24 protein-coding genes and 1 pseudogene are annotated in these 25,331 nt (G+C 72.3%); 15 read left to right on the plus strand and 10 right to left on the minus strand.

Annotated features, from left to right (window positions below; translation table 11 throughout):
- Positions 1–16: 16 nt before the first annotated feature.
- Positions 17–292 (minus strand): hypothetical protein, encoded by a 276-nt coding sequence (locus tag ACP4E5_RS13470; RefSeq protein ID WP_425828344.1) that lies wholly within the window; start codon positions 290–292, stop codon positions 17–19.
- Positions 293–299: 7 nt separating this feature from the next.
- The gene (locus ACP4E5_RS13475; RefSeq protein ID WP_425828346.1) at positions 300–623 is read right to left on the minus strand and encodes a plasmid stabilization protein; all 324 of its coding nucleotides are present in this window, start codon (positions 621–623) and stop codon (positions 300–302) included.
- Between the two features lie 223 nt (positions 624–846).
- Here ACP4E5_RS13475 and ACP4E5_RS13480 point away from each other — a divergent pair, with 223 nt between their 5' ends.
- Positions 847–1,119, plus strand: a complete 273-nt coding sequence (locus tag ACP4E5_RS13480) for a WhiB family transcriptional regulator (RefSeq protein WP_425828347.1) — start codon at positions 847–849, stop codon at positions 1,117–1,119.
- Positions 1,120–1,199: 80 nt separating this feature from the next.
- Here ACP4E5_RS13480 and ACP4E5_RS13485 read toward each other — a convergent pair whose 3' ends face one another.
- Positions 1,200–1,565, minus strand: coding sequence for a DUF6479 family protein (locus ACP4E5_RS13485; protein ID WP_425828348.1), 366 nt, complete (start codon positions 1,563–1,565; stop codon positions 1,200–1,202).
- A gap of 86 nt (positions 1,566–1,651) precedes the next feature.
- Between ACP4E5_RS13485 and ACP4E5_RS13490 the strand changes: the two genes are divergently transcribed.
- A complete protein-coding gene (locus ACP4E5_RS13490; RefSeq protein ID WP_425828349.1) occupies positions 1,652–2,530 on the plus strand; it encodes a polysaccharide deacetylase family protein in 879 nt (292 codons plus the stop codon).
- A 39-nt stretch (positions 2,531–2,569) separates the two neighbouring features.
- On the plus strand, positions 2,570–2,791 hold the full coding sequence (locus tag ACP4E5_RS13495; RefSeq protein WP_425828351.1) for a hypothetical protein: 222 nt from the start codon (positions 2,570–2,572) through the stop codon (positions 2,789–2,791).
- A 17-nt stretch (positions 2,792–2,808) separates the two neighbouring features.
- Here the strand turns inward: ACP4E5_RS13495 and ACP4E5_RS13500 are convergent, their stop codons facing one another.
- Both ACP4E5_RS13500 and ACP4E5_RS13505 read right to left on the minus strand, forming a co-directional pair.
- Entirely contained in the window at positions 2,809–3,477 is a 669-nt protein-coding gene (locus tag ACP4E5_RS13500; RefSeq protein WP_425828353.1) for an ABC transporter, read from the minus strand.
- Entirely contained in the window at positions 3,474–4,310 is an 837-nt protein-coding gene (locus ACP4E5_RS13505; protein WP_425828355.1) for an ATP-binding cassette domain-containing protein, read from the minus strand. Before ACP4E5_RS13505 ends, ACP4E5_RS13500 begins: the two co-directional genes overlap by 4 nt.
- A 79-nt stretch (positions 4,311–4,389) precedes the next feature.
- On the opposite strand from ACP4E5_RS13505, the gene ACP4E5_RS13510 reads away from it, so the two are divergent.
- The 5 genes from ACP4E5_RS13510 to ACP4E5_RS13530 all read left to right on the plus strand — a co-directional run bounded on the left by ACP4E5_RS13510 (position 4,390) and on the right by ACP4E5_RS13530 (position 10,297).
- Positions 4,390–5,127 carry a peptidyl-tRNA hydrolase gene (locus ACP4E5_RS13510; RefSeq protein WP_425828356.1) on the plus strand — a complete coding sequence of 246 codons (738 nt, stop codon included), beginning with the start codon at positions 4,390–4,392 and terminating at the stop codon, positions 5,125–5,127.
- Positions 5,128–5,404: 277 nt separating this feature from the next.
- On the plus strand, positions 5,405–6,715 hold the full coding sequence (locus ACP4E5_RS13515) for an MbnB/TglH/ChrH family RiPP precursor modification enzyme (protein ID WP_425828358.1): 1,311 nt from the start codon (positions 5,405–5,407) through the stop codon (positions 6,713–6,715).
- A 177-nt stretch (positions 6,716–6,892) separates the two neighbouring features.
- Positions 6,893–7,657, plus strand: a complete 765-nt coding sequence (locus ACP4E5_RS13520; RefSeq protein ID WP_425828360.1) for a DUF4142 domain-containing protein — start codon at positions 6,893–6,895, stop codon at positions 7,655–7,657.
- A 62-nt stretch (positions 7,658–7,719) separates the two neighbouring features.
- Positions 7,720–8,499 (plus strand): TIGR04222 domain-containing membrane protein, encoded by a 780-nt coding sequence (locus tag ACP4E5_RS13525; RefSeq protein WP_425828362.1) that lies wholly within the window; start codon positions 7,720–7,722, stop codon positions 8,497–8,499.
- Positions 8,500–8,683: 184 nt separating this feature from the next.
- Positions 8,684–10,297 carry an alpha/beta hydrolase gene (locus tag ACP4E5_RS13530; RefSeq protein ID WP_425828364.1) on the plus strand — a complete coding sequence of 538 codons (1,614 nt, stop codon included), beginning with the start codon at positions 8,684–8,686 and terminating at the stop codon, positions 10,295–10,297.
- A gap of 71 nt (positions 10,298–10,368) precedes the next feature.
- Here the strand turns inward: ACP4E5_RS13530 and hemQ are convergent, their stop codons facing one another.
- Together hemQ and hemG are read right to left on the minus strand one after the other, a co-directional pair.
- Positions 10,369–11,100 carry a hydrogen peroxide-dependent heme synthase gene (gene hemQ, locus ACP4E5_RS13535; protein ID WP_425828366.1) on the minus strand — a complete coding sequence of 244 codons (732 nt, stop codon included), beginning with the start codon at positions 11,098–11,100 and terminating at the stop codon, positions 10,369–10,371.
- A 4-nt stretch (positions 11,101–11,104) separates the two neighbouring features.
- On the minus strand, positions 11,105–12,598 hold the full coding sequence (hemG, locus tag ACP4E5_RS13540; RefSeq protein ID WP_425828368.1) for a protoporphyrinogen oxidase: 1,494 nt from the start codon (positions 12,596–12,598) through the stop codon (positions 11,105–11,107).
- Between the two features lie 157 nt (positions 12,599–12,755).
- Here hemG and ACP4E5_RS13545 point away from each other — a divergent pair, with 157 nt between their 5' ends.
- Both ACP4E5_RS13545 and ACP4E5_RS13550 read left to right on the plus strand, forming a co-directional pair.
- Complete coding sequence (locus ACP4E5_RS13545) at positions 12,756–13,673, plus strand: DUF4349 domain-containing protein (RefSeq protein WP_425828370.1); 918 nt, start codon at positions 12,756–12,758, stop codon at positions 13,671–13,673.
- Between the two features lie 55 nt (positions 13,674–13,728).
- Positions 13,729–15,114 carry an FAD-dependent oxidoreductase gene (locus tag ACP4E5_RS13550; protein WP_425828372.1) on the plus strand — a complete coding sequence of 462 codons (1,386 nt, stop codon included), beginning with the start codon at positions 13,729–13,731 and terminating at the stop codon, positions 15,112–15,114.
- A gap of 28 nt (positions 15,115–15,142) precedes the next feature.
- Here the strand turns inward: ACP4E5_RS13550 and hemE are convergent, their stop codons facing one another.
- Positions 15,143–16,231: a uroporphyrinogen decarboxylase gene (gene hemE / locus ACP4E5_RS13555; RefSeq protein WP_425828374.1), complete on the minus strand. Its 1,089-nt coding sequence runs from the start codon at positions 16,229–16,231 to the stop codon at positions 15,143–15,145.
- A gap of 213 nt (positions 16,232–16,444) precedes the next feature.
- Here hemE and ACP4E5_RS13560 point away from each other — a divergent pair, with 213 nt between their 5' ends.
- The 5 genes and pseudogenes from ACP4E5_RS13560 to ACP4E5_RS13580 all read left to right on the plus strand — a co-directional run bounded on the left by ACP4E5_RS13560 (position 16,445) and on the right by ACP4E5_RS13580 (position 23,079).
- Entirely contained in the window at positions 16,445–17,068 is a 624-nt protein-coding gene (locus ACP4E5_RS13560; protein WP_425828376.1) for a DUF3000 domain-containing protein, read from the plus strand.
- Between the two features lie 331 nt (positions 17,069–17,399).
- Positions 17,400–18,062 (plus strand): response regulator transcription factor, encoded by a 663-nt coding sequence (locus tag ACP4E5_RS13565; RefSeq protein ID WP_266602921.1) that lies wholly within the window; start codon positions 17,400–17,402, stop codon positions 18,060–18,062.
- A gap of 99 nt (positions 18,063–18,161) precedes the next feature.
- Positions 18,162–19,492, plus strand: a pseudogene (locus ACP4E5_RS13570) (HRDC domain-containing protein).
- Positions 19,493–19,723: 231 nt separating this feature from the next.
- Positions 19,724–20,950, plus strand: coding sequence for a thiolase family protein (locus ACP4E5_RS13575; RefSeq protein WP_425828379.1), 1,227 nt, complete (start codon positions 19,724–19,726; stop codon positions 20,948–20,950).
- Positions 20,947–23,079 (plus strand): 3-hydroxyacyl-CoA dehydrogenase NAD-binding domain-containing protein, encoded by a 2,133-nt coding sequence (locus ACP4E5_RS13580; RefSeq protein ID WP_425828381.1) that lies wholly within the window; start codon positions 20,947–20,949, stop codon positions 23,077–23,079. Before ACP4E5_RS13575 ends, ACP4E5_RS13580 begins: the two co-directional genes overlap by 4 nt.
- An 89-nt stretch (positions 23,080–23,168) precedes the next feature.
- On the opposite strand, the gene ACP4E5_RS13585 is transcribed toward ACP4E5_RS13580, so the two are convergent.
- Both ACP4E5_RS13585 and ACP4E5_RS13590 read right to left on the minus strand, forming a co-directional pair.
- The gene (locus ACP4E5_RS13585; protein WP_425828383.1) at positions 23,169–24,197 is read right to left on the minus strand and encodes a PLL family lectin; all 1,029 of its coding nucleotides are present in this window, start codon (positions 24,195–24,197) and stop codon (positions 23,169–23,171) included.
- Positions 24,198–24,247: 50 nt separating this feature from the next.
- Entirely contained in the window at positions 24,248–25,309 is a 1,062-nt protein-coding gene (locus tag ACP4E5_RS13590) for a C40 family peptidase (RefSeq protein ID WP_425828385.1), read from the minus strand.
- Positions 25,310–25,331: the final 22 nt, after the last annotated feature.

Genomic DNA, 25,331 nt, shown 5'->3' on the forward strand with positions numbered 1-25,331 from the left:
GCGGGCCTGCGGAGGATCAGTCGGCGGGCTCGTCCGGGACGGGCTGGTCGGGGTGGACGCCCGGGGCGTGGGGTGCGCCGGCGCGGCCGGTGCCCGCCACGTCCGAGTCCGGGACGGTGACGTCGGGTCCGGTCTCGTCCTCCGGGGCGTCATCGGCCCCGTTCGCCCCGGGGTCCGTGGCCGGCCCGGTGACTTCGGTTTCGGTCTCGGTTTCCGTCTCGGTCTCGGTCTCGTCGGCGTCCGCCTGCTGGTCGGGGAGGTCCCTCGGGACGGCGTCCGGTTCCCTGTCCATCAGCCGATCAGCGCCCCAGTGCCTTGGCGAGCTGGGACTTGTTCATCTGCGAGCGCCCCTTGACGCCCCTGTCCTTGGCCTCCTCGTAGAGCTGGTCCTTTGTCGGACCGCCGGAGCCCTGGTGGGAGCGCAGGCCTCCGCGCCTGCCCGAGGAGATGTCCTGCGTCGACGTGCGGCTCGCCTGCTTCGACTCGCCGCTCCTCGCCCGCTCCTTGTTCACCGTGCGGGCGGCGATCTCCTTGGCGCGCGACGTGCTCTCGCCGCGGTCCTGGGCGCTCTGCTTGATCTTCTCGTACTGGCGCTCACGCTTGGCACTGGAACCGCTCGGCATGGCGACTCACTCCCTTCCCTTCCGTTGTAGCCCCTCCCGCTCCATGTCGCAGGGCGACGCCGGGGCCGGGGGTGGCATACCCCCCGGCCCCGGCTTCCCTTCGCTCCCCTGGCCTCTCGGCCGCGACCCGGGTCCCCTGGCCCGGATCGCTCAAACTCCGCGTTTCCGTGCGGGTGTTGGGGGCACCCGCCGCCGCATGCCGTTGCCAGTGAGGAACACGGAGATGGAGTGGCTGGACAGCGCGGCGTGTGTCGATGAGGACCCGGATCTCTTCTTCCCTGTCGGCACCACCGGGCCCGCCATGGACGATGTGGAGACCGCCAAGGAGGTCTGCCGACGCTGCCCGGTGATCACTGAGTGCCTTCGGTGGGCCGTCGCCACGGGTCAGACGACGGGGGTCTGGGGAGGCACGTCGGAGGGCGAGCGCGCCGGGCTGCTGCGGGCCGAACGCCGACGCGCGCGAGCGGCGGGCAGAGGCCACGCTCTGAGGGCGTGACGCCCCCACGTCACGACCGCCGGGTGCGACCGCGGAGGGCGTCACGCTCCGTAGCACCGGGAACGTGACGCCCCGCCTCGTCAGGTGCGCCCCGGGCCGCCGCTGCCGAACGAGCCGCTGTGGCCCCGGCTCCAGCGGCGCGGCCGCTGGTCCTCGCTGCGCTTGCCGCCCGCGTTGCCGTCACTGTGCAGCTCGTGCGGTGTCAGGCGGGAGCCGCCGTTGTCCGTGCGCGGCATCTCGTCGGGCTCCCGCATCTCGCGGACCTCGTGGACCGGGCCCGTACGGGGGAGTTTCGGCTGGTCGGCCGGGTCGGGAGGGCCGGGTTCACGGCGACGGAACCTGATGCCCATCCAGACCGCCCAGATCAGGGCCAGCGCGATCACCAGGCCGGCGATGAACGGGACGACCGAGGTCGAGAGGTCGGGGAAAGCCATTGGTGTCGTCATGGGGGCCGAGTACCCCACAGCACGAGGTCACGCCCCATCGCCCCGATTTGCACGATTTGCGGTGAATACGACGATATCGTCGGCGCGTGATCAGATATGTACGCAGCGTCACCGCCGCCTGCGCCCTGGGCGCGCTCGCTCTCGGCCTCGCCAGCTGCGGCGGAGCCGCCTCGTCCGGGGTCCCGGGCGCGACGCGGCCCCCCGGCTCCCAGGAGAGCTCGCCGAAGACCTCCCCGGAACCGAAGGCCACCCCCAAGCCCACCCTCGCGCCCGGCCCGGGCGGCACCACCCCCGTCTTCAAGCGCGGCGCGGCGACGAAGGGGCGGACCGTCGCGCTCACCTTCGACGCCGACATGACGGCCGACCAGGGGTCCCGGGCGCGGTCCGGGGAGCGCTTCGACAACCCCCAACTGATCCGCACGCTAAGGAAATTGAAGGTCCCGGCCACCGTCTTCATGACCGGGCGCTGGGCCGAGGAGTACCCCGCGGAGGCCAAGGACATCGGGCGGGACCGGCTGTTCGAGGTCGCCAACCACTCGTACAGCCACTACGCCTTCACCGGTGACTGCTACGGCCTGCCGAGGGTGCCGGCGCGGGGCATGCGGGCCGACGTCGACCGCGCGTTCGGCGCGTTCCGGAAGGCGGGGGTCGAGCACGTCGTGCCGTACTTCCGGTTCCCCGGCGGCTGCTACGACCGGGCGGCGCTGCGGGCGCTGACGCCGACCGGGGTGACGGCGGTGCAGTGGGACGTGGTGAGCGGTGACGCGTTCGCCACGGACGCGGACGCCGTGACGCGGCAGGTGCTCGACGGGGTGCGACCCGGTTCGGTAGTCGTGATGCACTGCACGCGCAGTGCGGCACCGACGACGGAGCGGGTGGTGCGGGCGGTGGTGCCGAAGCTGCGGGCGGAGGGCTACCGGTTCGTGCGGGTGTCGCAGCTGCTGGGGGCGGCCCGCGGGGCGTGACCGTGCTCGGCGGTGCGCTCGTGTACGTACGCTGGGGGCATGAGCGACTACTGCGCCGGTGGCCCCGAGGAGCGCCCGGCACCCGCCGCCGCGGCGGACGAACCGTTCGCCGAGTGCGTGCTGTGCCGGGAGCCCACGGAGTACCCGGAGTCGACGAAGGGCGTCACCCTGTGCCCGGTCTGCAATGGGGTCTCCCCTGCTCGAGCGAAGCCGAGAGCTTGGGGAAGGCAGGAGGCGCAGCGCAGCGCCTGCTCCGGGTGACCGGACAGCGGGCCGGGTCAGCGGCGGGACGCGAGGGCGCAGGACGCCGCCGCGCAGATTCCGGCCACGGCCACCGCCCCCGCGAGCGGCAGCAGCAGGACCGGCACCGACCCGTCCTGCGAACCCGTCACCAGGGCACTCACCACCGACTTCGCCGGTGAGCCGGGGGCGATCAGCGCGACGAGCGCGCACAGGACCAGGGCGGCCACACCGAGACCGGTACCGCGCACCACGGGCCTGGTCGTGACGGCCCCGACGGCGGCGCCGACGAGCGCGCACACCAGCACGGCGAGCAGCCCGGCCACGGCGGCCGACCACCTGGCCACGTGCACCAGGCGATCGGTGCTGACCCCGTCGCTGATCAGCGCCACGACGACGGTCGCCACGACGCCGACGGCCACCGTGGCGAGGAACGCGGCGGCCAGACTCGCCAGATGGGCGCGCCACGGTGACGTCGCCGCGGCGGTGCAACTGCGGGCCGCGGGCGGCTCGTTGGTGACGCAGATCCGCGCCAGCCAGGCCCCCACGGGCAGCAGGGCCGCCGCGGTGTACGCGAGGGAGTCGAGGACCGGCTGCCCCGCCTGAAGGCCGACGGCGGCGAACGCGGCGTACAGGACGACCGGCGCCAGCCAGCGCTGGGAGCGCAGCAGCAGGGCCGACTGGTAGGCGAGCAGGGCCGTGGTCATGCGGTGTTCTCCGTGGGCTCCGGCGTGCGGACGGCGACGATGTGCCAGGGCGGGTCCGCGGCGAGCAGCGTGCGCAGCACGGCGTCGGAGTGCGCGGCGTCGGTGGTGATCCGTACGGTGCGCGGGTCGAGGCGGACGTGGGTGTGCGGGTGCGGCAGGGCGGGCGCGTGACCGGCGGGGCCGGTGGCGTCGACGACGACGGTCGCGCCGCCGACTCCCGCGCTCCGTACGACAGTTGCCCCCTCCACCTCGTACGTCGCGTCGGCGGTGGCCGCGAGGCGGCGCGGGTCGTGGTCGACGAAGAGCACGGCGGCGCCGGCCCCGGCGCGTTCGGCGACGGCGCCGTCGAGGGTGTCGCGGGCCGCGGTGTCGAGCCCGGTCCAGGCCTCGTCGAGGACGAGCAGCTCCGGCTCCGCGAGCAGGGCGGCGGCCACCGCCACCTTCTGGCTGCTGCCCTTGGACAGCTCGGCGAGGGGCGCGCCCGCGTACTCGCCGGCGCCGAACCGCTCCAGCCACTCCCCCGCCCGCCGCGCGGCCGTCGTACGGCCGAGGCCGTGGATGCGGCCCATGTGCGTGAGGTAGGCGCGGGCGGTGAACGGCAGGGCGGGCGGGAAACGTTCGGGGACGTAGGCCGTGCGCGGGCGTCCTACGACCCGGCCCTCGGAGGGCGCGTCGATCCCGGCGACCAGGCGCAACAGGGTGGACTTCCCGGCTCCGTTGGGCCCCCGCACCCGGAACACGGCTCCTTCGGGCACGTCCAGGTCGACTCCGCGCAACACCCAGGGACCGCCGAGTCCGTAGCGGCGGCCCGCGCCGCGCAGCGTGAGGTGCATGCGGTCATGTTCCCGTATCCGCGGGGCGCCCCGCGGTCGGGACGGGAGGGTGCCTCCGGGTACTGGCAAACTGGAGGGCGTGACCAGCGACGACGCCCAGACCGACAACCCCTTCCGTACCGAGCCGACCTCCCGCGACGAGGCGCCGCAGTTCGTGCTGCCGCTCGTCGTCCGCATCGAGCGGGCCGCGCCCCCGACGCGGACGGACGCCCTGGAGGCCGCGGCGCGCGCCGTGCTGGTGATCCTCTCGGACGAGCGGTCGGCCGGTGAAGGACCGTGGGCGCAGGCGATGCGCGACTGGCAGGACGCCCGGATCCGCAAGGTGGTGCGGCGGGCGAGGGGCGCGGAGTGGCGGCGCGCTGAGGCCCTCGACGGGATCACGGTCACCACCGGGTCCGCCGAGGTACGGGTCTTCCCTCCGGTCCCCCTCGACGGCTGGCCCAAGGACCTGGCCCGCCTCCAGGTCTCCGGCACGGACCTCGACGACCCGGAGCCGCCGCCCGCGCCCGACGCGTCGGCCCCGGTCCTGTGGCTCAACCCGGACCTCGGCATGACCGCGGGCAAGACGATGGCGCAGGCCGGGCACGGGGCGCAGCTCGCCTGGTGGGAGCTGTCCGACGCGGAGCGCAAGGAGTGGCGCGAGGCGGGCTTCCCGCTGTCGGTGCGGACCGCGGACCCGGAGCGCTGGCCGGCGCTGACCACAAGCGGGCTGCCCGTCGTACGGGACGCCGGGTTCACGGAGATCCCGCCCAGCGACACCGTCGTGTCCGAGGGGCCGCGGACGGGCGACTTCCTGTCCGGCCTGGCCCGCCTCTGAGCCCTGGGCAGTGGCCTGGGAACGGGCCCGGGAACGGAGAAGACCCCGCCCGTCCGCACGGGGGATGACGGACGGCCGGGGCCACTCGGAAGGCTACCCCACTGCGTGCAGGTCCGGGTCGGCTCCCCCGGTCCCTTCGCGTGGCCCCGTTCGCGGCCGGTGCGCCCCGGCCGCTCGGTGAAGCTCAAATGTTGCTCTGAACCTCGCCCCTCCGGGGTTCGGGGCGTCCCGTCGCGGTCAGGACACCAGGAAGCCGAGGCGGAGGAGGGGGAGTTCCATGGAGCTGGGTACCGGGATCGGCTGGCGGCCCGAGATCGCGGAGATGGTCGAGGCAATGCCGGGCATCGACTGGGTCGAGGCCGTCGCCGAGAATCTGTGTCCGGGGCATCTGCCGGACTCCCTGCTACGGCTGCGCGAGCGCGGCGTCACCGTCGTCCCGCACGGCGTCTCGCTGGGGCTCGGCGGGGCCGACCGGCCCGACGAGGGGCGGCTCGCCGACCTCGCCGCGTGTGCGCAGGCGCTCGGTTCGCCGCTGGTCAGCGAGCACATCGCGTTCGTACGGGCCGGGGGCGAGCGCACCGCTTCGCAGCCGCTGGAGGCGGGGCACCTGCTGCCCGTGCCGCGCACCCGCGAAGCCCTCGACGTGCTGTGCGAGAACGTGCGGATCGCCCAGGACGCGCTGCCGGTACCGCTCGCGGTGGAGAACATCGCGGCATTGTTCGGCTGGCCGGGCGAGGAGCTGACGGAGGGGCAGTTCCTGTACGAGCTGGTGGAGCGGACCGGCGTACGGCTGCTCATCGACGTGGCCAACCTGCACACGAACCACGTCAACCGCGGCGAGGACCCGGCGAAGGCGCTGGCCGAGCTGCCGGTCGAGGCCATCGCGTACGTGCATGTCGCGGGCGGCTTCGAGCGGGACGGCGTCTGGCACGACAGCCACGCCCACCCGGTGCCGCCGGTCGTCCTCGACGTCCTCGCCGAACTGGCCTCGCGCGTCACCCCGCCGGGCGTGCTGCTCGAACGTGACGACAACTTCCCTGAGGATCTCGGGGAGTTGGGCCGTGAGGTGGAGGCCATCCGGGAGACGGTCGCGGCCGGGTCCGGGCCCCGCGCGCAGACCCCGGACCACCGGTCGGCCGCGCCCGCCGCCCCACCCGTCGACGACGCCACGCGGCAGCGACTCGCGCTCGACCAGGCCGCCCTGCTGTCCGCGCTCGTCGCCGGCACCCCCGTCCCGGAGGGCTTCGACCGCGCGCAGCTCGCCGTGCAGGCCCGCGCCCTCGCCGGCAAGCGGGCCGACGTCGTCGCGAAGGTCGCGCCCGAACTTCCCCTGATCCTGCGCGGATCCGAGTACCGGACGCTCTTCCTCGGTTACGCACGACGCCGACCGATGACGAGCGGCTACCGACGCGACGCACTCGACTTCGCGGAGGACCTGCTGCTCACGCAACGAGTCCAAGACGCGGGAGCACGCCGCGAGTTGACCCGCTGGTGGCTCGACCGCTCCGGCCCCAAACCCTTGACCGGCCGCCCGATAACCAGGGCCCTGAGGACAGCAGCCCTCACCTTGAGGCGCACCAACGGGTGACCAAATCAAGCCCCTGCGGCGATTGAGCAGCGGGGTCCGGGGCAGAGCCCCGCGACCGCGACGCCGGTGCGGGCCGCGAACACCCCACACGCATACCGCAGGAGACGTACTCCCGGCGGATGCCCACCGAGACACCCTGGTCACGGACTAGCGTGCGGTGCCGCACCAGGAGGCCCCATGCGACTGTTCCCACCCAACGGCACCGCACTCATCGTCACCGGACTCGTGGCGACGCTGGCCGCCCTCGTCTTCCCCCTCTGGTCGTACGCGGACCGCTCGGGCACCGGCCTCGGCGAGCTCAACGCCCAGACCGTGGCCACCAGATTCGGGCCACTGTCCGCCACCGACCGCCTCTTCATCACCAAGGTGCGGCTCGCCGGCCTGTGGGAACTGCCCGCCGGACAGCAGGCCGAGGAGCGGGCACCGAGCAAGGCGGTCGAGACCGCGGGCGAGCACCTCGTCGAGGGGCACACGTTCCTGGACGCCCGGGTGCGCGAGGTCGCGGCCCGGATGAACCTGGAGCTGCCGAGCCAGCCGAACGCCCAACAACGCGGCTGGCTACGGGAGTTGACCGCAGCACACGGAGAGGACTACGAGCGCAGGTTCGCCAACATCCTGCGCCGCGCCCACGGACAGGTCTTCTCACTCGTCGCCCAGGTACGCGCCTCGACCCGCAACGCGCTCGTGCGGCAACTCGCGGACGACGCCAACACCACCGTCCTCGACCACATCAAGGTCCTGGAGGCGACGGGCCTCGTCGACTTCGACGCGCTCGCCCGCGACGGGGCCACCGCGAGCCCTCCGCCCGCGACCCGCTCCCCCGCCCCGCCTGGCCCGACCCCGACGCCGAACACCCCGACCCCGGTGTCGCCGTCACCCACCCCCTCGTTCCCCTTGCCGCCCGCCGTGTCCCGTCCGAACCCGAACGTCACGACGCGATAACAGGCCGTCCACATCGTGGGCGGGACGTAGCGGTATCCGCGCAACTGTCGTAGAAACTGCGCATGTTGTGGCTCCTGTTCCTCCTCGTCGCCTGCGCCGCCGCTGGAGTCTCCTGCGGGCGGCTGTGTCTCGCGGCCGTCCGCGCCGCCGACAGCGAGCGCGCGACCGGCCGCGACACGTACACCGGCCCGCACCAGGGCCGGGAACTGTCCCTGTACGAGACCGCCTTCCTGTCGGGCGGCCCCGACCGGGTCGCCGAGGTGACGCTCGTGTCGATGGCCCGCAGCCGGCGCCTGCTGCTCGCGCACACGGGCTGGGCGACCGTCGTCGACCCGGTCGGCGAGGACGCCATGGAACGTTCGGTGCTCGGCGCGATCGGGCCCGAGGGTCAGGCGCGGATAGCGCCGCTGCGGGCGGCGGCCGCGGCCGGTGACGCGGTGCGGGCGCTCGCCGAGCGCCTGGTCGCGGCCGGGCTCGCGGTGCCGGACCAGGAGCGGACGACGCTCGCGGGAGCGGTGCGCCAGGTGCGGCAGGCGACGGCCGCCGTGGTGCTGCTCGGCGCGCTCGCGGTCCTGCTGCCGGACGAGGGCGCGCGGCAAGAAGGACCGGTGGCGCTGTGGTTCGCGCTTCCGCTGCTGCTCACGCTGAGCTGTCTGACGCTCGCCCGCGTCGAGATCCACCCGTACACGCGCTGGGCCTCGCCGACCGGGCAGCGGCTGATCGCGGGCAGGCCGCTGGGCGCCGGCAGCCTGCTCGCCGTCGCGGTGCGCGGGGTGCGGGCGGTCGACGACCCGCAGCTGCGGGCGGCGCTGACCGGCATGGGGCGGCATACCACCGAGTGAGCCGCCCCGCACGCCGATGAGGGCAGTTACCACGCATCAGGGTCATGCTTCCGACACCCACGACCTGGTCCTTTACTTCGTCAACTGCCGCCCCAAGGATCCCTTTTGTGCGCGAGTCGCACGGCCTCGCGGGCAGCTTCACCGCATGGGTTCGCGGGCCTCGACGAAGGGATACGTCCAAGCGATGCGAGCAGCCCCCGCCCTCCGCGCCACCGCGGGATCCTTGATCCTCTCGGCTCTGGCCACCGCCCCCGCGGGCGCCGCCGCGCCCACGACCATGCCCCCGCCCGCCGCCGAGAAGGCCGGCAGCACGATCGCCGCCCTGCGGGCCGCGGACGCGGGGATCCGCTGGGGAGCCTGCCCCAAGGCGGAGGATCTGCCGAAGCCCGTCCAATGCGGCACCGTCACCGTCCCGCTCGACTACGCGCACCCGATGGGCAAGCAGATCAAGCTGACCGTCAGCCGCGCGAAGGCGACCGGCAAGAACACGTCGGACAAGAGCACGGCCGGCAAGGACAAGGCACACAAGGTCGCCCGCCAGGGCTCGCTCGTCTTCAACCCCGGCGGCCCCGGCGGCAACGGCATGTACTTCCCGGTGGCGGGAACGCAGCCGGAGTGGCGGCACATCGCCGCCGCGTACGACCTGGTCGGCTACGCCCCGCGGGGCGTGGGCCGGTCGGCGCCGCTGTCCTGCGAGGACCCCAAGAAGTTCCGCACGGGCCCGACGCAGTCGCCGACCCACCCCTCGGCCGCGTACAAGAAGAAGCGCGTCGCGCAGGCGAAGGCGTACGCGCGCGGGTGCGCCGAGCGGAACCCGGACATCGAGCACTTCACTACGCTGAACAACGCCCGTGACCTGGACGTGCTGCGGGCCGCGCTCGGCGAGAAGAAGCTGACGTTCATGGGCGCTTCGTACGGCACGTACATCGGGGCCGTGTACGCGGAGCTGTTCCCCTCGCACGTACGGCGGATGGTCTTCGACTCGGCCGTCGACCCGTCGCCGGACGGGATCTGGTACGCCAACAACCTCGAACAGTCGGCCGCCTTCGAGCGCCGCTGGGCCGATTTCAGGGCGTGGGTCGCCCGCCACGACAAGACGTACCACCTGGGCACGACCCCCGAGAAGGTGCTGGCCGCGTACGAGAAGGTGCGCGCGCAGGTGTCCCGGAAGCCGGCCGGGGGCAAGGTCGGGCCCGCCCAGTTGCAGTCCGCGTTCCTTCAGACCGGGTACTACGACGACTACTGGCCGCTGCGGGCCTACGCGCTGTCCGCCTACGTGAAGGGCGACCCGAAGCCGCTCGTCGACCAGGCCGCGCCGATCCAGGCGTCCGCCAAGGAGGACGAGAACGGCAACGCCGTCTACACGGCCGTCCAGTGCAACGACGCGTCCTGGCCGACTGACTTCCGCACCTGGGACCGCGACAACACGGCCCTCGCGAAGCGCGCCCCGTTCGAGACGTGGGACAACGCGTGGATGAACCTGCCGTGCGCCTACTGGTCCACGCCCCGGCAACAGCCGCTCGACGTCCGCACCGCCCCCGGCGAACTCCCGCCGACCCTGATCCTCGCGGCCGAACGGGACGCGGCGACGCCGTACAAGGGCGCCCAGGAACTGCACCGCCGCCTGGCGGGCTCCGCCCTGGTGACGGAACGCAAGGCGGGCACCCACGGCATCGCCGGGGGCCCGAACCACTGCGTCAACGGCCGCGTCGACGCGTATCTCCTGGACGGAGAGCTGCCGGACAACGGTGCGGCGTCCTGCGCGCCCCACAAGGAACCGAAACCACTGGGTCAATAAAGCCCCGCCGGCGATTGAGGCGCGGGGTCCGGGGCAGAGCCCCGCGACCCCGCCCCGGGTGGGCGCACCGGTTACGCGAGCCCAGCCACCAGATCCGCAACGGACTTCCGGCGCCCCGTGTAGAACGGAACCTCTTCACGGACGTGACGCCGCGCCTCGGACGCCCGCAGATGCCGCATCAGGTCCACGATCCGGTGCAACTCGTCCGCCTCGAACGCGAGAATCCACTCGTAGTCGCCCAGCGAGAACGACGCGACCGTGTTGGCCCGCACGTCCGGGAAGCCGCGCGCCATCTTGCCGTGGTCGGCGAGCATCTTGCGGCGCTCGTCGTCGGGCAGCAGGTACCAGTCGTAGGAGCGCACGAACGGGTACACCGAGACGTAGTCGCGCGCGTTCTCGTCGGCGAGGAACGCCGGGATGTGCGAGCGGTTGAACTCGGCGGGGCGGTGCAGCGCCATGTTCGACCACACCGGCTCAAGGGCGCGGCCCAGCTTGGTGCGGCGGAACAGGTTGTACGCCTCCTGCAACTGGTCGGCCGTCTCGGCGTGCCACCAGATCATGAGGTCGGCGTCGGCGCGCAGGCCCGACACGTCGTACGTGCCGCGGATCGTGACGTCCTTGGCCTCGAGCTGGTCGAACAGCTCCTGGACCTCGTCGGCGTAGCCGGCGCGGTCCTCCGGCAGCACGTCCTTCAGCTTGAAGACGGACCAGAGGGTGTAGCGGATGGTCTCGTTGAGATCCTTCGCCAGCTTGCCCTTGTTCGGTACGCGCGCGGCGTCGGTGATGGGGGTGTCGTCGCTCATGTCCTCATTCTCCTGCTCCGCCGTGCATGCTCTGCACCGGGTCGGCCTTCAGCTCGTCGAGCGCCGCGGTGTCGCCACCGAGCACGTCGACGGCCGCGTAGGCACTCGCGATGCACGCCGGGATGCCGACGCCGTCGTACGCGGCTCCGCACACGGCGAGGCCCGGCACGGCGGCGATGTGCTCGCGGATCCGGTCGACGCGGGCGGCGTGCCCGACGGGGTACTGGGGCAGTCCGTCCTTCCAGCGCGTGACGTGCGCGTCGACGGGGGCGGCGGCAAGGCCGGTGGCCTCGCGCAGGTCCTGGCGGGACAGGTCGACGAGGTCGCTGTCGTCGCGGGCGAGGTCCTTCTCGTCGCCGTACCGGCCGACCGAGGTGCGGACGACGAGCAGGTCCGGGTTCTGTTCCGCGATCCAGCCCCACTTGCGGGAGGCGAAGGTGGCGGCCTTGATGGTGTGGCCGTCGACGGGCGGGACGAGAAAGCCGCTGCCCTCGGGGACGTCGGCCTCCGCCTTCCGGAACGCCATCGTGATCAGGGCCATGGAGGCGTACTCGATGCGGCGCAGCTCCTGGGAGGCCATCGGGGACGCGGTGCGCAGCAGGCTCGCGGCGGCGGGGGCCGGCAGCGCGACGATCACCTGGTCCGCCTCGAAGGTCCGGCCGGATTCGGTGCCGAGGCGCCAGATCCCGTCACGGGTGGTGAGTGAGGTGGCGCGCTCGCCGAGCAGGATCTCGCCACCCTTGGCGCGCACGGCGTCGGCCACGGCGCCCGGCAGCGTGCCGATGCCGCCGTCGATGCCCATGAACACGGGTCCGGTCTGCTGGTTGGCCGCGGCGCGCTCCTGGATGGCGCGGACCGCCTCCGTCAGCGACACATGCCGGCCCGCCTCCTCGAACAGCTGCGGCACGGCGCTGCGCATCGAGATCAGGTCGGCGTCGCCCGCGTACACGCCGCCGAGCAGCGGTTCGACGAGCCGGTCGACGACCTCGCGGCCCAGGCGCGCGGCGACGTACCTGCCGACGGAGACGTCGTCGCCGAGGTGGGTCGGCGGCAGGTGGTCGTCGCGGCGGATGCGGCGCAGGCCCTCGTCGGACAGCACCCCGGCGAGCGCGTCGGCGGTGCCGGGCACGCCCATGACGTGGCCCTTGGGCATGGGGCGCAGGGCGCCGCGGGTCCAGATGGAGGCGGTCGCCGTGGACGGGGGCTGGAGCCGGTCGCCGAGGCCCACCTCGCGGGCGAGGCCGACCGCTTCGGGGCGGCGGGCCAGCATCGACTCGGCGCCCAGGTCGACGCGCGCGCCGGCGATCCCGCCGGTGCGCAGCTTGCCGCCGAGCCGTTCGCCGGCCTCCAGGACGGTCACGTGGACCGGCGCGCCCCGCTCGCTCCCGTCGAGCAGTCGGTGGGCTGCCGCGAGGCCGGCGATCCCGCCGCCGATGACGAGGACCTTCCTGCCCCGCCTGCCCCGACCCGTCTTCGTCACAGTGTCCGCTTCACGCATGCCCCCACCTTGTCAGAACGTCAGCCTCAGATTGACGCACGTGACCGTGTCCCGACCGTGACCGCTTCGGGACCGGCCGGCAACCACCTTTCGGGGGACCCCACGCGTCGAAGGAGACGTCCGACGGCCGCCGTGGCCGTCCCGCCCCTCGGGGGTCATGTCGATGCACGTTTCCGGTACGACACGCACACGTCCACGGTTCCTCATCGCGGTGTTGTTCGCCGCGGCGCTCGCGCTGAGCGGCTGTTCGGCGTCGTCGAGCGACGGGGCGGACAAGAGCGCCGCCGACTCCGACGGAAAGGCCGCCGCCCCGGACGGGCGCGGCGCGGCGGGCGGCAAGGCCGGCTCCGCCGACGGACAGGCCAAGAAGCCGCCGAAGCTCACCGGCGTCCACATCATCCGCACCGCCCACCTCTCCGTACGCGTCAAGGACGTCCCGGACGCGCTCGACGAGGCCCGCACCGCCGCCGAGGACGCGGGCGGCATGGTCGGCGACGAGGCGACCGACCGCGACGGCCAGGGCCACGAGCGCTCCCGCGTGACCCTGCGCGTACCGCAGGAGTCGTACGAGGACGTACTCGGCCAACTCTCGGGCAGCGGGCGCCTGTTGGAGCGGAACGAGACGGCGAAGGACGTCACGGACCAGGTCGTGGACGTCGACAGCCGGATCAAGTCGCAGCGGGCGAGCGTGGCGCGGGTACGTGAACTCATGGACCGGGCCGAGAAGTTGAGCGACGTGGTGACCCTGGAGGGCGAGCTGGGCACGCGCCAGTCGGAGCTGGAGGCGCTGCTCGCGCAGCAGGACTCGCTCAAGGACCGCACGACGCTGGCGACGATCACCCTGCGCCTGACCGAGACGCCTTCGGCCGTGCCGGCGAAGGACGACGACCCCGGCGTCCTCGACGCCCTGTCGGGCGGCTGGAACGCCTTCGCGACGGCCCTGAAGTGGATCGGAATCGCCCTGGCGGCGATCCTCCCGTTCGCGGTCGTGCTGGGCGCGGCGACATTCCTGCTCCTACGCATCGCCCGTCGCAAATCAAGCCCCTCCGGTAAATCAAGCCCCTGCGGCGATTGAGCAGCGGGGTCCGGGGCGGAGCCCCGCGACCGCAACCCCGGGTTAGCGTGAGGAAATGAGCACCGACACCGCACGCGAACGCCTCGTGATCATCGGCGGCGACGCCACCGGCATGTCCGCCGCATCACAGGCACGCCGCCTCAAGGGCCCCACCGCCCTGGAGATCGTGGCCTTCGAACGCGGCCACTTCACGTCGTACTCGGCGTGCGGCATCCCCTACTGGGTGGGCGGACAGGTCGAGGACCGGGACGAGTTGATCGCCCGGACCCCCGAGGAGCACCGGGAGCGGGACATCGACCTCCGCACCCGCACAGAGGTCACGGAGATCGACGTGGCGGGGCAGCGCGTACGGTCCCGCGAACTCGACGGCGGGGCCGAGTCCTGGACCTCGTACGACAAGCTCGTGATCGCCACCGGTGCCCGGCCCGTCCGTCCCGAACTGCCCGGCATCGACGCGCCGGGCGTGCACGGCGTGCAGACGCTCGACGACGGTCAGGCGCTGCTCGACACGCTGCGGGCGACCAGGGGGCGGCACGCCGTGGTCGTGGGCGCCGGGTACATCGGCGTGGAGATGGCGGAGGCGCTGATCCACCGCGGGTACGAGGTGACGGTCGTGAACCGCGGCGCCGAGCCGATGTCGACGCTCGACGCGGACATGGGCCGGCTCGTGCACGAGGCGATGACCGGCATGGGCATCACCATGGTCGACGACGCCGAGGTGACGAAGATCCTCACCGGGGACGACGGCAGGGCCCGCGCGGTGGCCACGGGCGACGCCGAATACCCGGCGGACGTGGTGGTGCTGGGGATCGGCGTGCGTCCGGAGACGACCCTGGCGCGGGAGGCCGGGCTGCCGCTCGGGGCGCACGGCGGGCTGCTCACGGACCGGTCGATGCGGGTGCGCGGCCACGAGAACATCTGGTCGGGCGGCGACTGCGTCGAGGTCCTCGACCTGGTGTCCGGCAGCGAGCGGCACATCGCGCTCGGCACCCACGCCAACAAGCACGGCCAGGTCATCGGTTCCAACGTCGGCGGGGACTACGCGACGTTCCCCGGCGTCGTCGGCACGGCCGTCAGCAAGGTGTGCGACCTGGAGATCGCCCGCACGGGCTTGCGCGAGAAGGACGCGCGCCGTGCGGGCCTTCAGTACGTGACCGTCACCATCGAGTCGACCAGCAGGGCGGGTTACTACCCGGGCGCGGCGCTGATGACGGTGAAGATGCTGGCCGAGCGGCGCACGGGCCGGCTGCTCGGCGTGCAGATCGTGGGCCGCGAGGGCGCGGCGAAGCGGGTCGACGTGGCGGCGGTCGCGCTGACCGCGGGCATGACGGTGGAGCAGATGACGGCGCTGGACCTGGGGTACGCGCCGCCGTTCTCACCGGTGTGGGACCCGGTGCTCGTGGCGGCACGGAAGGCGGTGGCGGCGGTGCGGGCGGGGTAGCCCCCGGCCCGCACCGGGCCCCGTCGGGTCAGGACGCGGTCTGCGTGTGCACGTACTCGACGAGCCGGGTCAGCGAGTCCGGGTCGGTGTTGGGCGGCACGCCGTGGCCGAGGTTGAAGACGTGGCCCTCCAGGCCCGCGGCGGCGTCGAGGACCTCGCGGGCCTTGGTCTCGACGGCCTCGGGCGTGGAGAAGAGGATGGCCGGGTCGAAGTTGCCCTGGAGCGCCTTGCCGGGGCCGACGCGGCGCGCGGCCTCGTCGAGCGGGACGCGCCAGTCGACGCCGACGACGTCCGCGCCGGCCTCGCCCATGAGCCCGAGCAGCTCGCCCGTGCCGACACCGAAGTGGATCCGGGGAACCCCGTACTCCGCGACGGCCTGGAAGACCTTCGCCGAGGCGGGCATCACGGAGCGCCGGTAGTCGGCGGGCGCGAGCGCCCCCACCCACGAGTCGAACAGCTGGACGGCGCTCGCGCCGGCCTCGATCTGCACCTTCAGGAACGCGGAGGTGATCTCGGCGAGCCGGTCGAGCAGCTCGGCCCAGAGCTCCGGGTCGCCGTACATGAGCGCCTTGGTGTGCTCGTGGTTGCGGGACGGGCCGCCCTCGACGAGGTAGCTGGCGAGCGTGAACGGCGCGCCCGCGAACCCGATGAGCGGCTTCTCGCCGAGCTCGGCGGTGAGCAGCCCCATGGCCTCGGTGACGTACCAGACGTCCTCGGGGGTGAGGTCCCGCAGCTGCGCCAGGTCGGCGCGCGAGCGGATCGGGTTGGCGATGACGGGGCCGACGCCGGGCTTGATGTCGAGGTCGATGCCGATGGCCTTGAGCGGCACGACGATGTCGCTGAAGTAGATCGCCGCGTCGACATCGTGGCGGCGCACCGGCTGCATCGTGATCTCGGCGACCAGGTCGGGCCGCATGCAGGAGTCCAGCATCCCGATGCCCTCGCGCACCTTGTGGTACTCGGGCAGCGAGCGGCCGGCCTGGCGCATGAACCACACCGGCGTGTGCGGCACGGGCTCGCGCCTGCACGCCTTGAGGAAGGCCGAATTCTCGGTGACCTTCGTGGGTTCGTACGTCGCTGTCGGCTGCTGGCCCGTGGCCTCGGTGTTGGCACTCACACCCGAAAGTTTCGCACGCCCGTCGCGTCGCCTGTGAAGGACATGGGGAAGGGGGCTCCGAGGGGGTGTCCTTCCCCGCGCGCGGGGCTCGCTCCCCTTAACCTTCCCGGCATGGCTGCGGCTCAGGGACGACGGTCGGACGACGGGCGCGACGACCACGACGACACAGGCGGGATGAGTGAATCAGTGCGGGAGGGGCAGAACGCTCGGGACATGAACGCTGCACAGGAGCACGACCCCACACCGCCGGCCTTCCGCACGGCGGTCGACGCCCTGCGGTCCGCGCGGCTCCGCCCGGAGATCGAGATCGACCCGACGCGGCCGCCGCAGCGCCTGGCCCCCTTTTCGTACGCGCTGGAGGCCGCGGTCGTCGACGGTGACGAGGATCTGGCCGACGGCCGGCTCGTCCTGCTGCACGATCCGGCGGGGCACGAGGCCTGGCACGGCACGTTCCGGCTCGTGACCCTGGTCCGGGCCGAGCTCGAACCCGAGATGGCGGCCGACCCGCTGCTCCCGGACGTCTCCTGGTCGTGGCTGACGGGCGCGCTGGAGGCCCGCGGCCTCTCCTACGGGGAGCCTTCGGGCACGGTCACCCGTGCGAGTTCGCACTACTTCGGCGGGCTCGGCGACCGGGCGCCCGCCTCGCAGATCGAGATCCGGGCGTCGTGGACGCCGCGCGAGGGCCTGGGCGGCGTCCCGGACACGGCGGCGCATCTCGCGGCGTGGTGCGAGGTGCTGTGCCAGATCGCGGGCCTTCCGCCGGTGGCGGCGGGGCCGCAGGGCCCGGACGGTGCGGTGGTGACGCTGCCGCAGCGCCGGGGGCCGCGACCTTCCTGAGCACCGGTCCACAGGGATCTCTTCTCGGCTTGACAGGGGTCGATTCCCGGCCGCGTCGGAGCTTCTCCGACGCGGCCTTCTCATGTTTCGGGTCCTTTCGAAATGGCCCCGGTCGGTCTGATTTGGTTCGATTGGATGCGACTCATGACTATTCGGCACCCTTTCGAATGATCGCTACTGTGTCCGAATTGCTCACATTGTTACTCACCAAATCGTGATCATTCTCTAAAGGCGAGCGGGTTTGGTGCCGAAGGTTGCTGTGACCTTGAAAGCACGGTTCATCCCCGGCTTCATCCCCGAGCCGGCTCCGTCCCGCACCCCAGGAGGCCTGGTGTCCGTTCTCCTCGAGCAGCCCTCAAGCCTGGTCGCCTACCGCCCGAACAAGCCGACCGCGATGGTGGTCGTGGCCGACCCCCGCGTCCGTTCCACCGTGACCCGCCACCTGTGGGCGCTCGGTGTTCGTGACGTGATCGAGGCCTCGTCCGTCGCGGAGGCTCGTCCCCGCATCGGCAACCCCCGCGACATCTGCGTCGCCGACGTCCACCTCCCCGATGGATCCGGCCTGACGCTCCTCTCCGAAACCCGAGCCGCGGGCTGGCCCAATGGGCTCGCCCTCTCCGCCGCCGACGACATCGGCGCCGTGCGCAACGCCCTCGCGGGCGGCGTCAAGGGCTACGTCGTCACCGGCACCCGCACGAACATCGGCCTGCCCACCCGCCCCGGCGCCGCCCCGATCGGCGCCGCGGCCGCCCGTATGCACCGTCGCCCCCCGGGTGCCCCGAGCCACCCGGGCGGCTACCGCGAACTCTCAGGACGCGAAGTGGAGGTGCTCCGGCTCGTCGCCGAGGGCCAGTCGAACAAGGCCATCGGCGTCTCCATGGGCCTGTCCGCGCTGACCGTCAAGAGCCACCTCGCCCGCATCGCACGCAAGCTCGGCACGGGTGACCGGGCCGGCATGGTGGCGGTCGCGCTGCGCACCGGCATCATCCACTGATCGACCCATGGCCGGATTCGTCCGGTTTACTTCCGCACGGCGCCCGTCGACGTAACGTTCCGTCGACGGGCGCCGTGCGTTCACAGATACTCTTGACAGGTGACCGACGCCCAAGAGACCGCAGCAGACAGTTCACTGCGCACCACCGGAGGCCCGCGGCGGCAGCCGCAAATGTCGCTGCCTCTGGACGACGGCGGATCTTCTGTTGAAGGATCTGTTGGTTCAGTCGACGGTGCGCCCATCCCACTCCTCGAACCCCGCGAGGGCATCCCGCCGGTGATCGCCGACGAGGCCTCGCTCGCCGAAGTCGTCGCGGCCTTCGCCGCCGGCTCGGGCCCCGTCGCCGTCGACGCCGAGCGCGCGTCCGGCTACCGCTACGGGCAGCGCGCCTATCTGGTGCAGCTGCGCCGGGAGGGCGCGGGCACCGCGCTCATCGACCCGGTCGCCTGCCCCGACCTCTCCTCGCTCGGCGAGGCCATCGGCGACGCCGAGTGGGACCTGCACGCCGCCACGCAGGACCTGCCGTGCCTGCGCGACATAGGCATGCGGCCCACTCAGCTCTTCGACACCGAGCTGGCCGGGCGGCTCGCCGGCTTCCCCGGGTCGGTCTCGGCGCCATGGTCGAGAACGTGCTGGGCTACGTACTGGAGAAGGGCCACTCCGCCGTCGACTGGTCGACGCGCCCGCTGCCCGAGCCCTGGCTGCGCTACGCCGCGCTCGACGTCGAGCTCCTCGTCGACCTGCGCGACGCGCTGGAGAAGGAGCTCGACCGGCAGGGCAAGCTGGAGTGGGCCCACGAGGAGTTCGACGCCATCGCCTCGGCCCCGCCCGCGCCGCCCCGCAAGGACCCGTGGCGGCGCACGTCCGGCATGCACAAGGTGCGGCGCCGGCGTCAGATGGCGGTCGTCCGCGAGCTGTGGACGGCCCGCGACCAGGTCGCGCAGCGGCGGGACGTGTCGCCGGGCAAGGTGCTCGGCGACTCGGCGATCGTCGAGGCCGCGCTCGCCCTGCCGCCCAATGTGCACGCGCTGTCCGCGCTGCCCGGCTTCGGCCACCGCATGGGCCGGCGCCAGCTGGAACAGTGGCAGGCGGCGGTCGACCGGGCGCGGGCCCTGTCCGACGCCGAGCTGCCGCAGCCGGGCCAGCCCACGACAGGACCGCCCCCGCCGCGCGCCTGGGCCGACAAGGACCCCGCCGCGGCGGCCCGCCTCTCGGCGGCGCGCGCGGCGGTCTCGGCCCTCGCCGAGACGCTCTCGATGCCGCAGGAGAACCTGATCACGCCGGACACCGTGCGCCGGGTGTGCTGGGAGCCGCCGGCGGAGATCGACGCGGAATCCGTCGCGGAGGCGCTCGCGTCCCACGGCGCGCGGCGCTGGCAGGTGGAGCAGGTGACCCCGGTCCTGCTTCCGGCGCTGGCGTCCCACGCCTGACCGCACCCTCCCGCTCAGCGCGCCCCTCGGCCCAGGCCGGGGGGCGCGTTGGCATACGCGACCGTTCCCCCACGCCACGGGGCTCCGCCCCGGACCCCGCTGCTCAATCGCCGCAGGGGCTTAAAGGGATGTGACCTTCGCCGCTCCGACCAGGGGGGCTTCAAGACTTGGTTACCCGCAAGTAGCATGAGCGTATTCGCAGCGCATTCCCGCACCAGGAGGAGAGCCATCGTGCCTCGTACCGTCAGGGACGTCGTCTTCGTCGACGGCGTCCGCACCCCGTTCGGCAAGGCGGGCCCGAAGGGCATCTACCACGAGACCCGCGCCGACGACCTGGTCGTCAAGTCCATCCGGGAGCTGCTGCGCCGCAACCCGAACCTGGACCCCGCGCAGATCGACGAGGTCGCCGTCGCCGCGACCACGCAGATCGGTGACCAGGGCCTGACCATCGGCCGCACCGCGGGCATCCTCGCGGGCCTGCCGCAGTCCGTCCCCGGCTACTCGATCGACCGCATGTGCGCGGGCGCCCTGACCGCCGTCACGACGACGGCCGGTTCGATCGCCTTCGGCGCGTACGACGCCGTCATCGCGGGCGGTGTCGAGCACATGGGCCGCCACCCCATGGGCGAGGGCGTGGACCCGAACCCCCGCTTCGTGTCGGAGAAGCTGGTCGACGAGTCGGCGCTGTTCATGGGCATGACCGCCGAGAACCTGCACGACCGCTACCCGCACATCACCAAGCAGCGCGCCGACGAATACGCCGTGCGCTCGCAGGAGAAGGCGGCGAAGGCGTACGCGAACGGCAAGATCCAGCAGGACCTGGTGCCGATCTCCGTCCGCAATACCAACGCCGAGGTCGGCGAGACCGGCTGGGGCCTGGTCACGGCCGACGAGCCGATGCGCCCGGGCACGACCCTGGAGAGCCTCGCGGGCCTCAAGACCCCGTTCCGTACGCACGGCCGCGTCACGGCCGGCAACGCGGCCGGTCTCAACGACGGCGCGACCGCCTCGATCATCGCCTCCGAGGACTTCGCCCGCGAGAACAACCTCCCGGTGAAGATGCGCCTCGTCTCCTACGCCTTCGCGGGCGTGGAGCCGGAGGTCATGGGCTACGGCCCGATCCCGGCGACGGAGAAGGCCCTCGCGAAGGCCGACCTGTCCATCGAGGACATCAACCTCTTCGAGATCAACGAGGCGTTCGCCGTCCAGGTCCTGGCCTTCCTGGACCACTACGGCATCGCCGACGACGACGCGCGCGTCAACCAGTACGGCGGCGCCATCGCGTACGGCCACCCGCTCGCCTCCTCCGGCGTCCGTCTGATGACGCAGCTGGCCCGCCAGTTCGAGGAGCAGCCGGAGGTCCGCTACGGCCTCACGACCATGTGCGTCGGCTTCGGCATGGGCGCCACGGTCATCTGGGAGAACCCGCACCACAAGGACGCCGGAGGCGACAAGTGAGCACCACCACCGCTGAGCTCCTGAAGGGCGCAGCCGCCCTCTTCCCCGACGAGGTCGTCACGTCGGCGAACGTACGCCACCTCGATCTCCCGTACGGTGCGGGCAAGTTCGCCCTCATCACGCTGGACAACGGCCTGGACCACACCAAGCCGACGACCTTCGGCCCCGCGTCGCTCGCCAACCTGAACGCGGCGATCGACCAGGTGGAGAAGGAGGCCGCCGAGGGCGACATCGTCGGCGTCGGTGTCACCGGCAAGCCGTTCATCTTCGCGGTCGGCGCCGACCTCAAGGGCGTCGAGCTGCTGAAGAAGCACGAGGACGCCCTCGCCATCGGCAAGGGCGGCCACGAGGTCTTCAAGCGCCTCTCCGCGCTCGCGGTCCCCACCTTCGCGTACTACAACGGCGCGGCGATGGGCGGCGGCGTCGAGGTCGGCCTGCACTGCAACTACCGCACCGTCTCGAAGGCGCTCCCGGCCTTCTCGCTCCCCGAGGTCTTCCTCGGTCTGGTCCCGGGCTGGGGCGGCTGCGTCCTCCTCCCGAACCTGATCGGCGCGGACAAGGCCGTCTCGGTCATCATCGAGAACAGCCTCAACCAGAACAAGCAGCTCAAGGGCAAGCAGGTCTACGAGCTGGGGATCGCCGACGCGCTCTTCGAGGGCGCCGACTTCCTTGAGCAGTCCCTCATCTGGACCGCTCAGATCCTCAAGGGCGACGTCAAGGTCGAGCGCCCCGACGTCGACCGCGGCGAGGCCTGGGACCAGGCCGTGGCGCGCGGCAAGTTCATCGCCGACTCCAAGGTGCACGGCGCCGCCCCGGCCGCGTACCGCGCGCTCGGCATCATCGCGAACGCCAAGTCCGGTGACCTCCAGGCCGGCTTCGACGCCGAGGACCAGGCCCTCGCGGACCTGATCATGGGCGGCGAACTGCGCGCGGGCATCTACGCGTTCAACCTCGTCCAGAAGCGCGCCAAGCGCCCGGCGGGAGCGCCCGACAAGAACCTGGCGCGGCCGGTCACGAAGGTCGGCGTCGTCGGCGCGGGCCTGATGGCCTCGCAGCTCGCCCTGCTCTTCCTGCGCCGCCTCGAGGTCCCGGTCGTCCTCACGGACATCGACCAGGAACGCGTCGACAAGGGCGTCGGCTACGTCCACGCCGAGATCGAGAAGCTGCTCGGCAAGGGCCGCATCAACCAGGACAAGGCGAACCGCCTGAAGGGCCTCGTCTCCGGCGTGCTCGACAAGGCGGAGGGCTTCTCCGACGCGGACTTCATCATCGAGGCCGTGTTCGAGGAGATCGGCGTCAAGCAGCAGGTGTTCGCGGAGGTCGAGGCGGTCGCCCCGGCGCACGCGATCCTGGCGACGAACACGTCGTCCCTCTCCATCTCGGAGATGGCCTCGAAGCTGAAGCACCCCGAGCGCGTGGTCGGCTTCCACTTCTTCAACCCGGTCGCGATCCTCCCGCTCCTGGAGATCGTCCGCGGCGAGCAGACGGACGACGCGGCGCTCGCCACGGCGTTCGGCGTCGCCAAGAAGCTGAAGAAGACGGCGGTCCTGGTCAAGGACGCCCCGGCGTTCGTGGTCAACCGCATCCTGACCCGCTTCATGGGCGAGATCCAGAACGTCATCGACGAGGGCACCCCGGTGGCGGTGGCGGAGAAGGCGGTCGAGCCCCTCGGCCTCCCGATGTCACCGCTGGTCCTGCTCGAGCTGGTCGGCCCGGCCATCGGCCTGCACGTCTCGGAGACCCTGAACCGCGCCTTCCCGGACCGCTTCACGGTGTCCCCGAACCTGGCGGCCGTCGTCAAGGCCGGGAAGCGCGGCTTCTACGTCTACGATTCCGGCAAGCCGGAGCTGGACCCGGAGGTCGCGGCGCTGCTCAAGCAGGGCGACGTGGTCCTCACGGAGGAGCAGGTCCGTGACCGCGTCCTCGACGCGGTGGCGCAGGAGATCCGCCTGATGCTCGACGAGAACGTCGTCGCCGAGGCCCAGGACATCGACCTCTGCCTCATCACGGGCGCCGGCTGGCCCTTCCACCTGGGCGGAATCACTCCGTACCTGGACCGCGCGGGCGTCTCCGAGCGGGCGACGGGCAAGCGTTTCCTGGAGGCGGGTGTGGCTTCGGTCCCCGCGTAACCGGGCGCGTCTGACACGACTGTGACGGCTCCCCACGACATATTCGTGGGGAGCCGTCACAGTTCTCTTTGCGGGGGGTACGAAAGGCCTCAGACCACTTGCCGCCACGCCTCCAACGCGAGCCCCGGCTCATCACGCTTGCGCCGCGTGAGATACAGCCGCCCCGGCGCCCAACTACCGGCCACCACAAGCCCATTGACGTCCTCCGCGAGCGCGACCCCCGCATCCGCCGGCAACTCCGGCCCGGACTCCGCCCACCAGGCCCCCGCGGACTCCGTCTCGGTGGGATACGCGGCGAAGGCGACCCGACCGCCGGCCGTGCGCTGAGCGAGCAACGTGCAGTCCACGCCGTCCAGTTGACACCGAACCGCCGCCACGGCCCCGGGCCCGGCCGCGTCCAGAACCCGCACCGGCGCCTCGTCCCCGCGCCAGGCGCACACGGCGCCGTCCTCATCGGTGAAGAAGAGGGTGGTGTGTTCGGACGACGTGGCGATGGCCCGCAGAGTGTCGGGCCGGGCAGCGGCGGCCCAAGGCTTCTCATCCCGTACGAGAGGCTGCCCCGGCTCCTCCTGACGCCAGCGCAGCAGACCACCGTCGGCGGTGACCCCGTACAGGGTGACGAGCCCCGACTCCCCTGTCACGGCCGCGAGTTCCCCGCGCACGTCCTCCCCCTTGAGGTCGTGCCAGGGCCCCCACCCGCCCTTCTCCTCCTGCACACGCAGGCTGACCCCGCCGCCCTTGTTGCGTACGAAGACGTGGGCACGCCCCTGCGCGTCGACGGCGACGGCGGGCGGACCGGTGCGGTCGCCCTTCTTGTTCGGGTGGCCGATGGAGCTCCAGTCGAGCGCGGCCAGGTGCGACTGGAAGTGCGTCGAGTGCACGAGCCCGGCCTCGCCGGAGACGGTGGGCCGCCAGGCGACGAGGTGGGCGTACCCCTGCGCACCGCGGGCGACGGCCCCGCCGGGGTGAACGCGCTGCTCACCGCCGACGGTACGGGGAGCCGACCAGGAGCCTCCGGGCTGCCGCTCGACACGGCACACGATCGCGTCGCCGCCGGGGGCGTACGCGTACGCGCAGAGCGAGCCGTCACGTCCACGCATCAGCCAGTCGCCGTTCACGGGAACCAGCTTAGGCCGGGGGCCCGGTCCTCTCCCCTTCGGCCCGGGCCTCACAACCGCTTCGCGCTCCGGAACAGCCCCGCGTAGAAACCGTTCCCGTCGACCCGGGAGGTACCGCCCTGGTCGCCCATGGTCGGGCCGTTGACCTCCTTGCGGCTGGAGACGAAGACACGGTGGCCGTTGGTGTCCAGGCCGAGGTACAGGGCGACGTGGTCCAGGTGATTGGCCGTGCGGTGGTCCATCTTGAAGAAGAGGAGGTCGCCGGGCTGGAGTACGTCGATGTTGGTGGGGCGGGTGTACCAGGGTGAGGGGCCCTGGAGCTTGATGATGTCGACGCCCACCTTGGAGCGGGCCATGCCGTCGGCGGTGCGCGGCAGGCCGTCGCCCACCTTGTTGGTGGCGGCGAGCGGGAAGCGGGCCCGGTAGCCCCAGATCATGCGCATGAAGCCGGAGCAGTCCAGGGAGCGGAGGCGGTCCGCGTGCGGCCTCAGGGTCGTACCGTCGCGGAAGGTGTAGGGGATGCCCAGGTAGTCGTAGAAGTCGTTCTGTTCGAGGCGGTCCACGCCGTCCTTCTTGAACGGGCCGAAGAACGCGTCGCCCGCGTACTGGAGGCCCTCGTCGTCCTTCTTGACGGGCGCGCCCTGCACGTACTGGAAGGCGTAGGCGAAGATGTCGTCCTCTTCGCTTCCGTAGTACTGCTTGAACCAGTCCTTGAACCACTGCTGTTTCTCGGCGCCCTTGCGCCAGGCCTCCGGCATGAGGCGCACCCAGTCCTCCGTCACGACCTTGGACTTGGTGTTCTCCGGTTCGCTGAAGGTGCGGGAGGGGCCCTTGAGCGTCGCGGTGCGGGCGCCGTCGGTGAACGTCGCGAGGACCTGGCCCTTCTCACCGCGCAGCACGGACCGCTCGGGATTCTTCAAGCGCTCCCAGGACTGCTTGCCGCTCTGCTCGCCGCCGCTCGTCTCCAGGAGCGGCGAGTCGGTGACCGCCTGCACGGTGGGGGCCTTCGCGTCCGCGTCCTTTCTCAGCTCCACGGTGAGGTAGCCGCTGGCACCGAGGAGGGCGAGCACGGTGACGGCGTGCAGGACGGGGCGCTTCTTCTTGGGGGGCATGGGAGTTCGGCTCCGGTCGGGG

It is taken from the genome of Streptomyces fractus, assembly GCF_049844455.1.
Taxonomy (GTDB): Bacteria; Actinomycetota; Actinomycetes; order Streptomycetales; family Streptomycetaceae; genus Streptomyces; species Streptomyces fractus.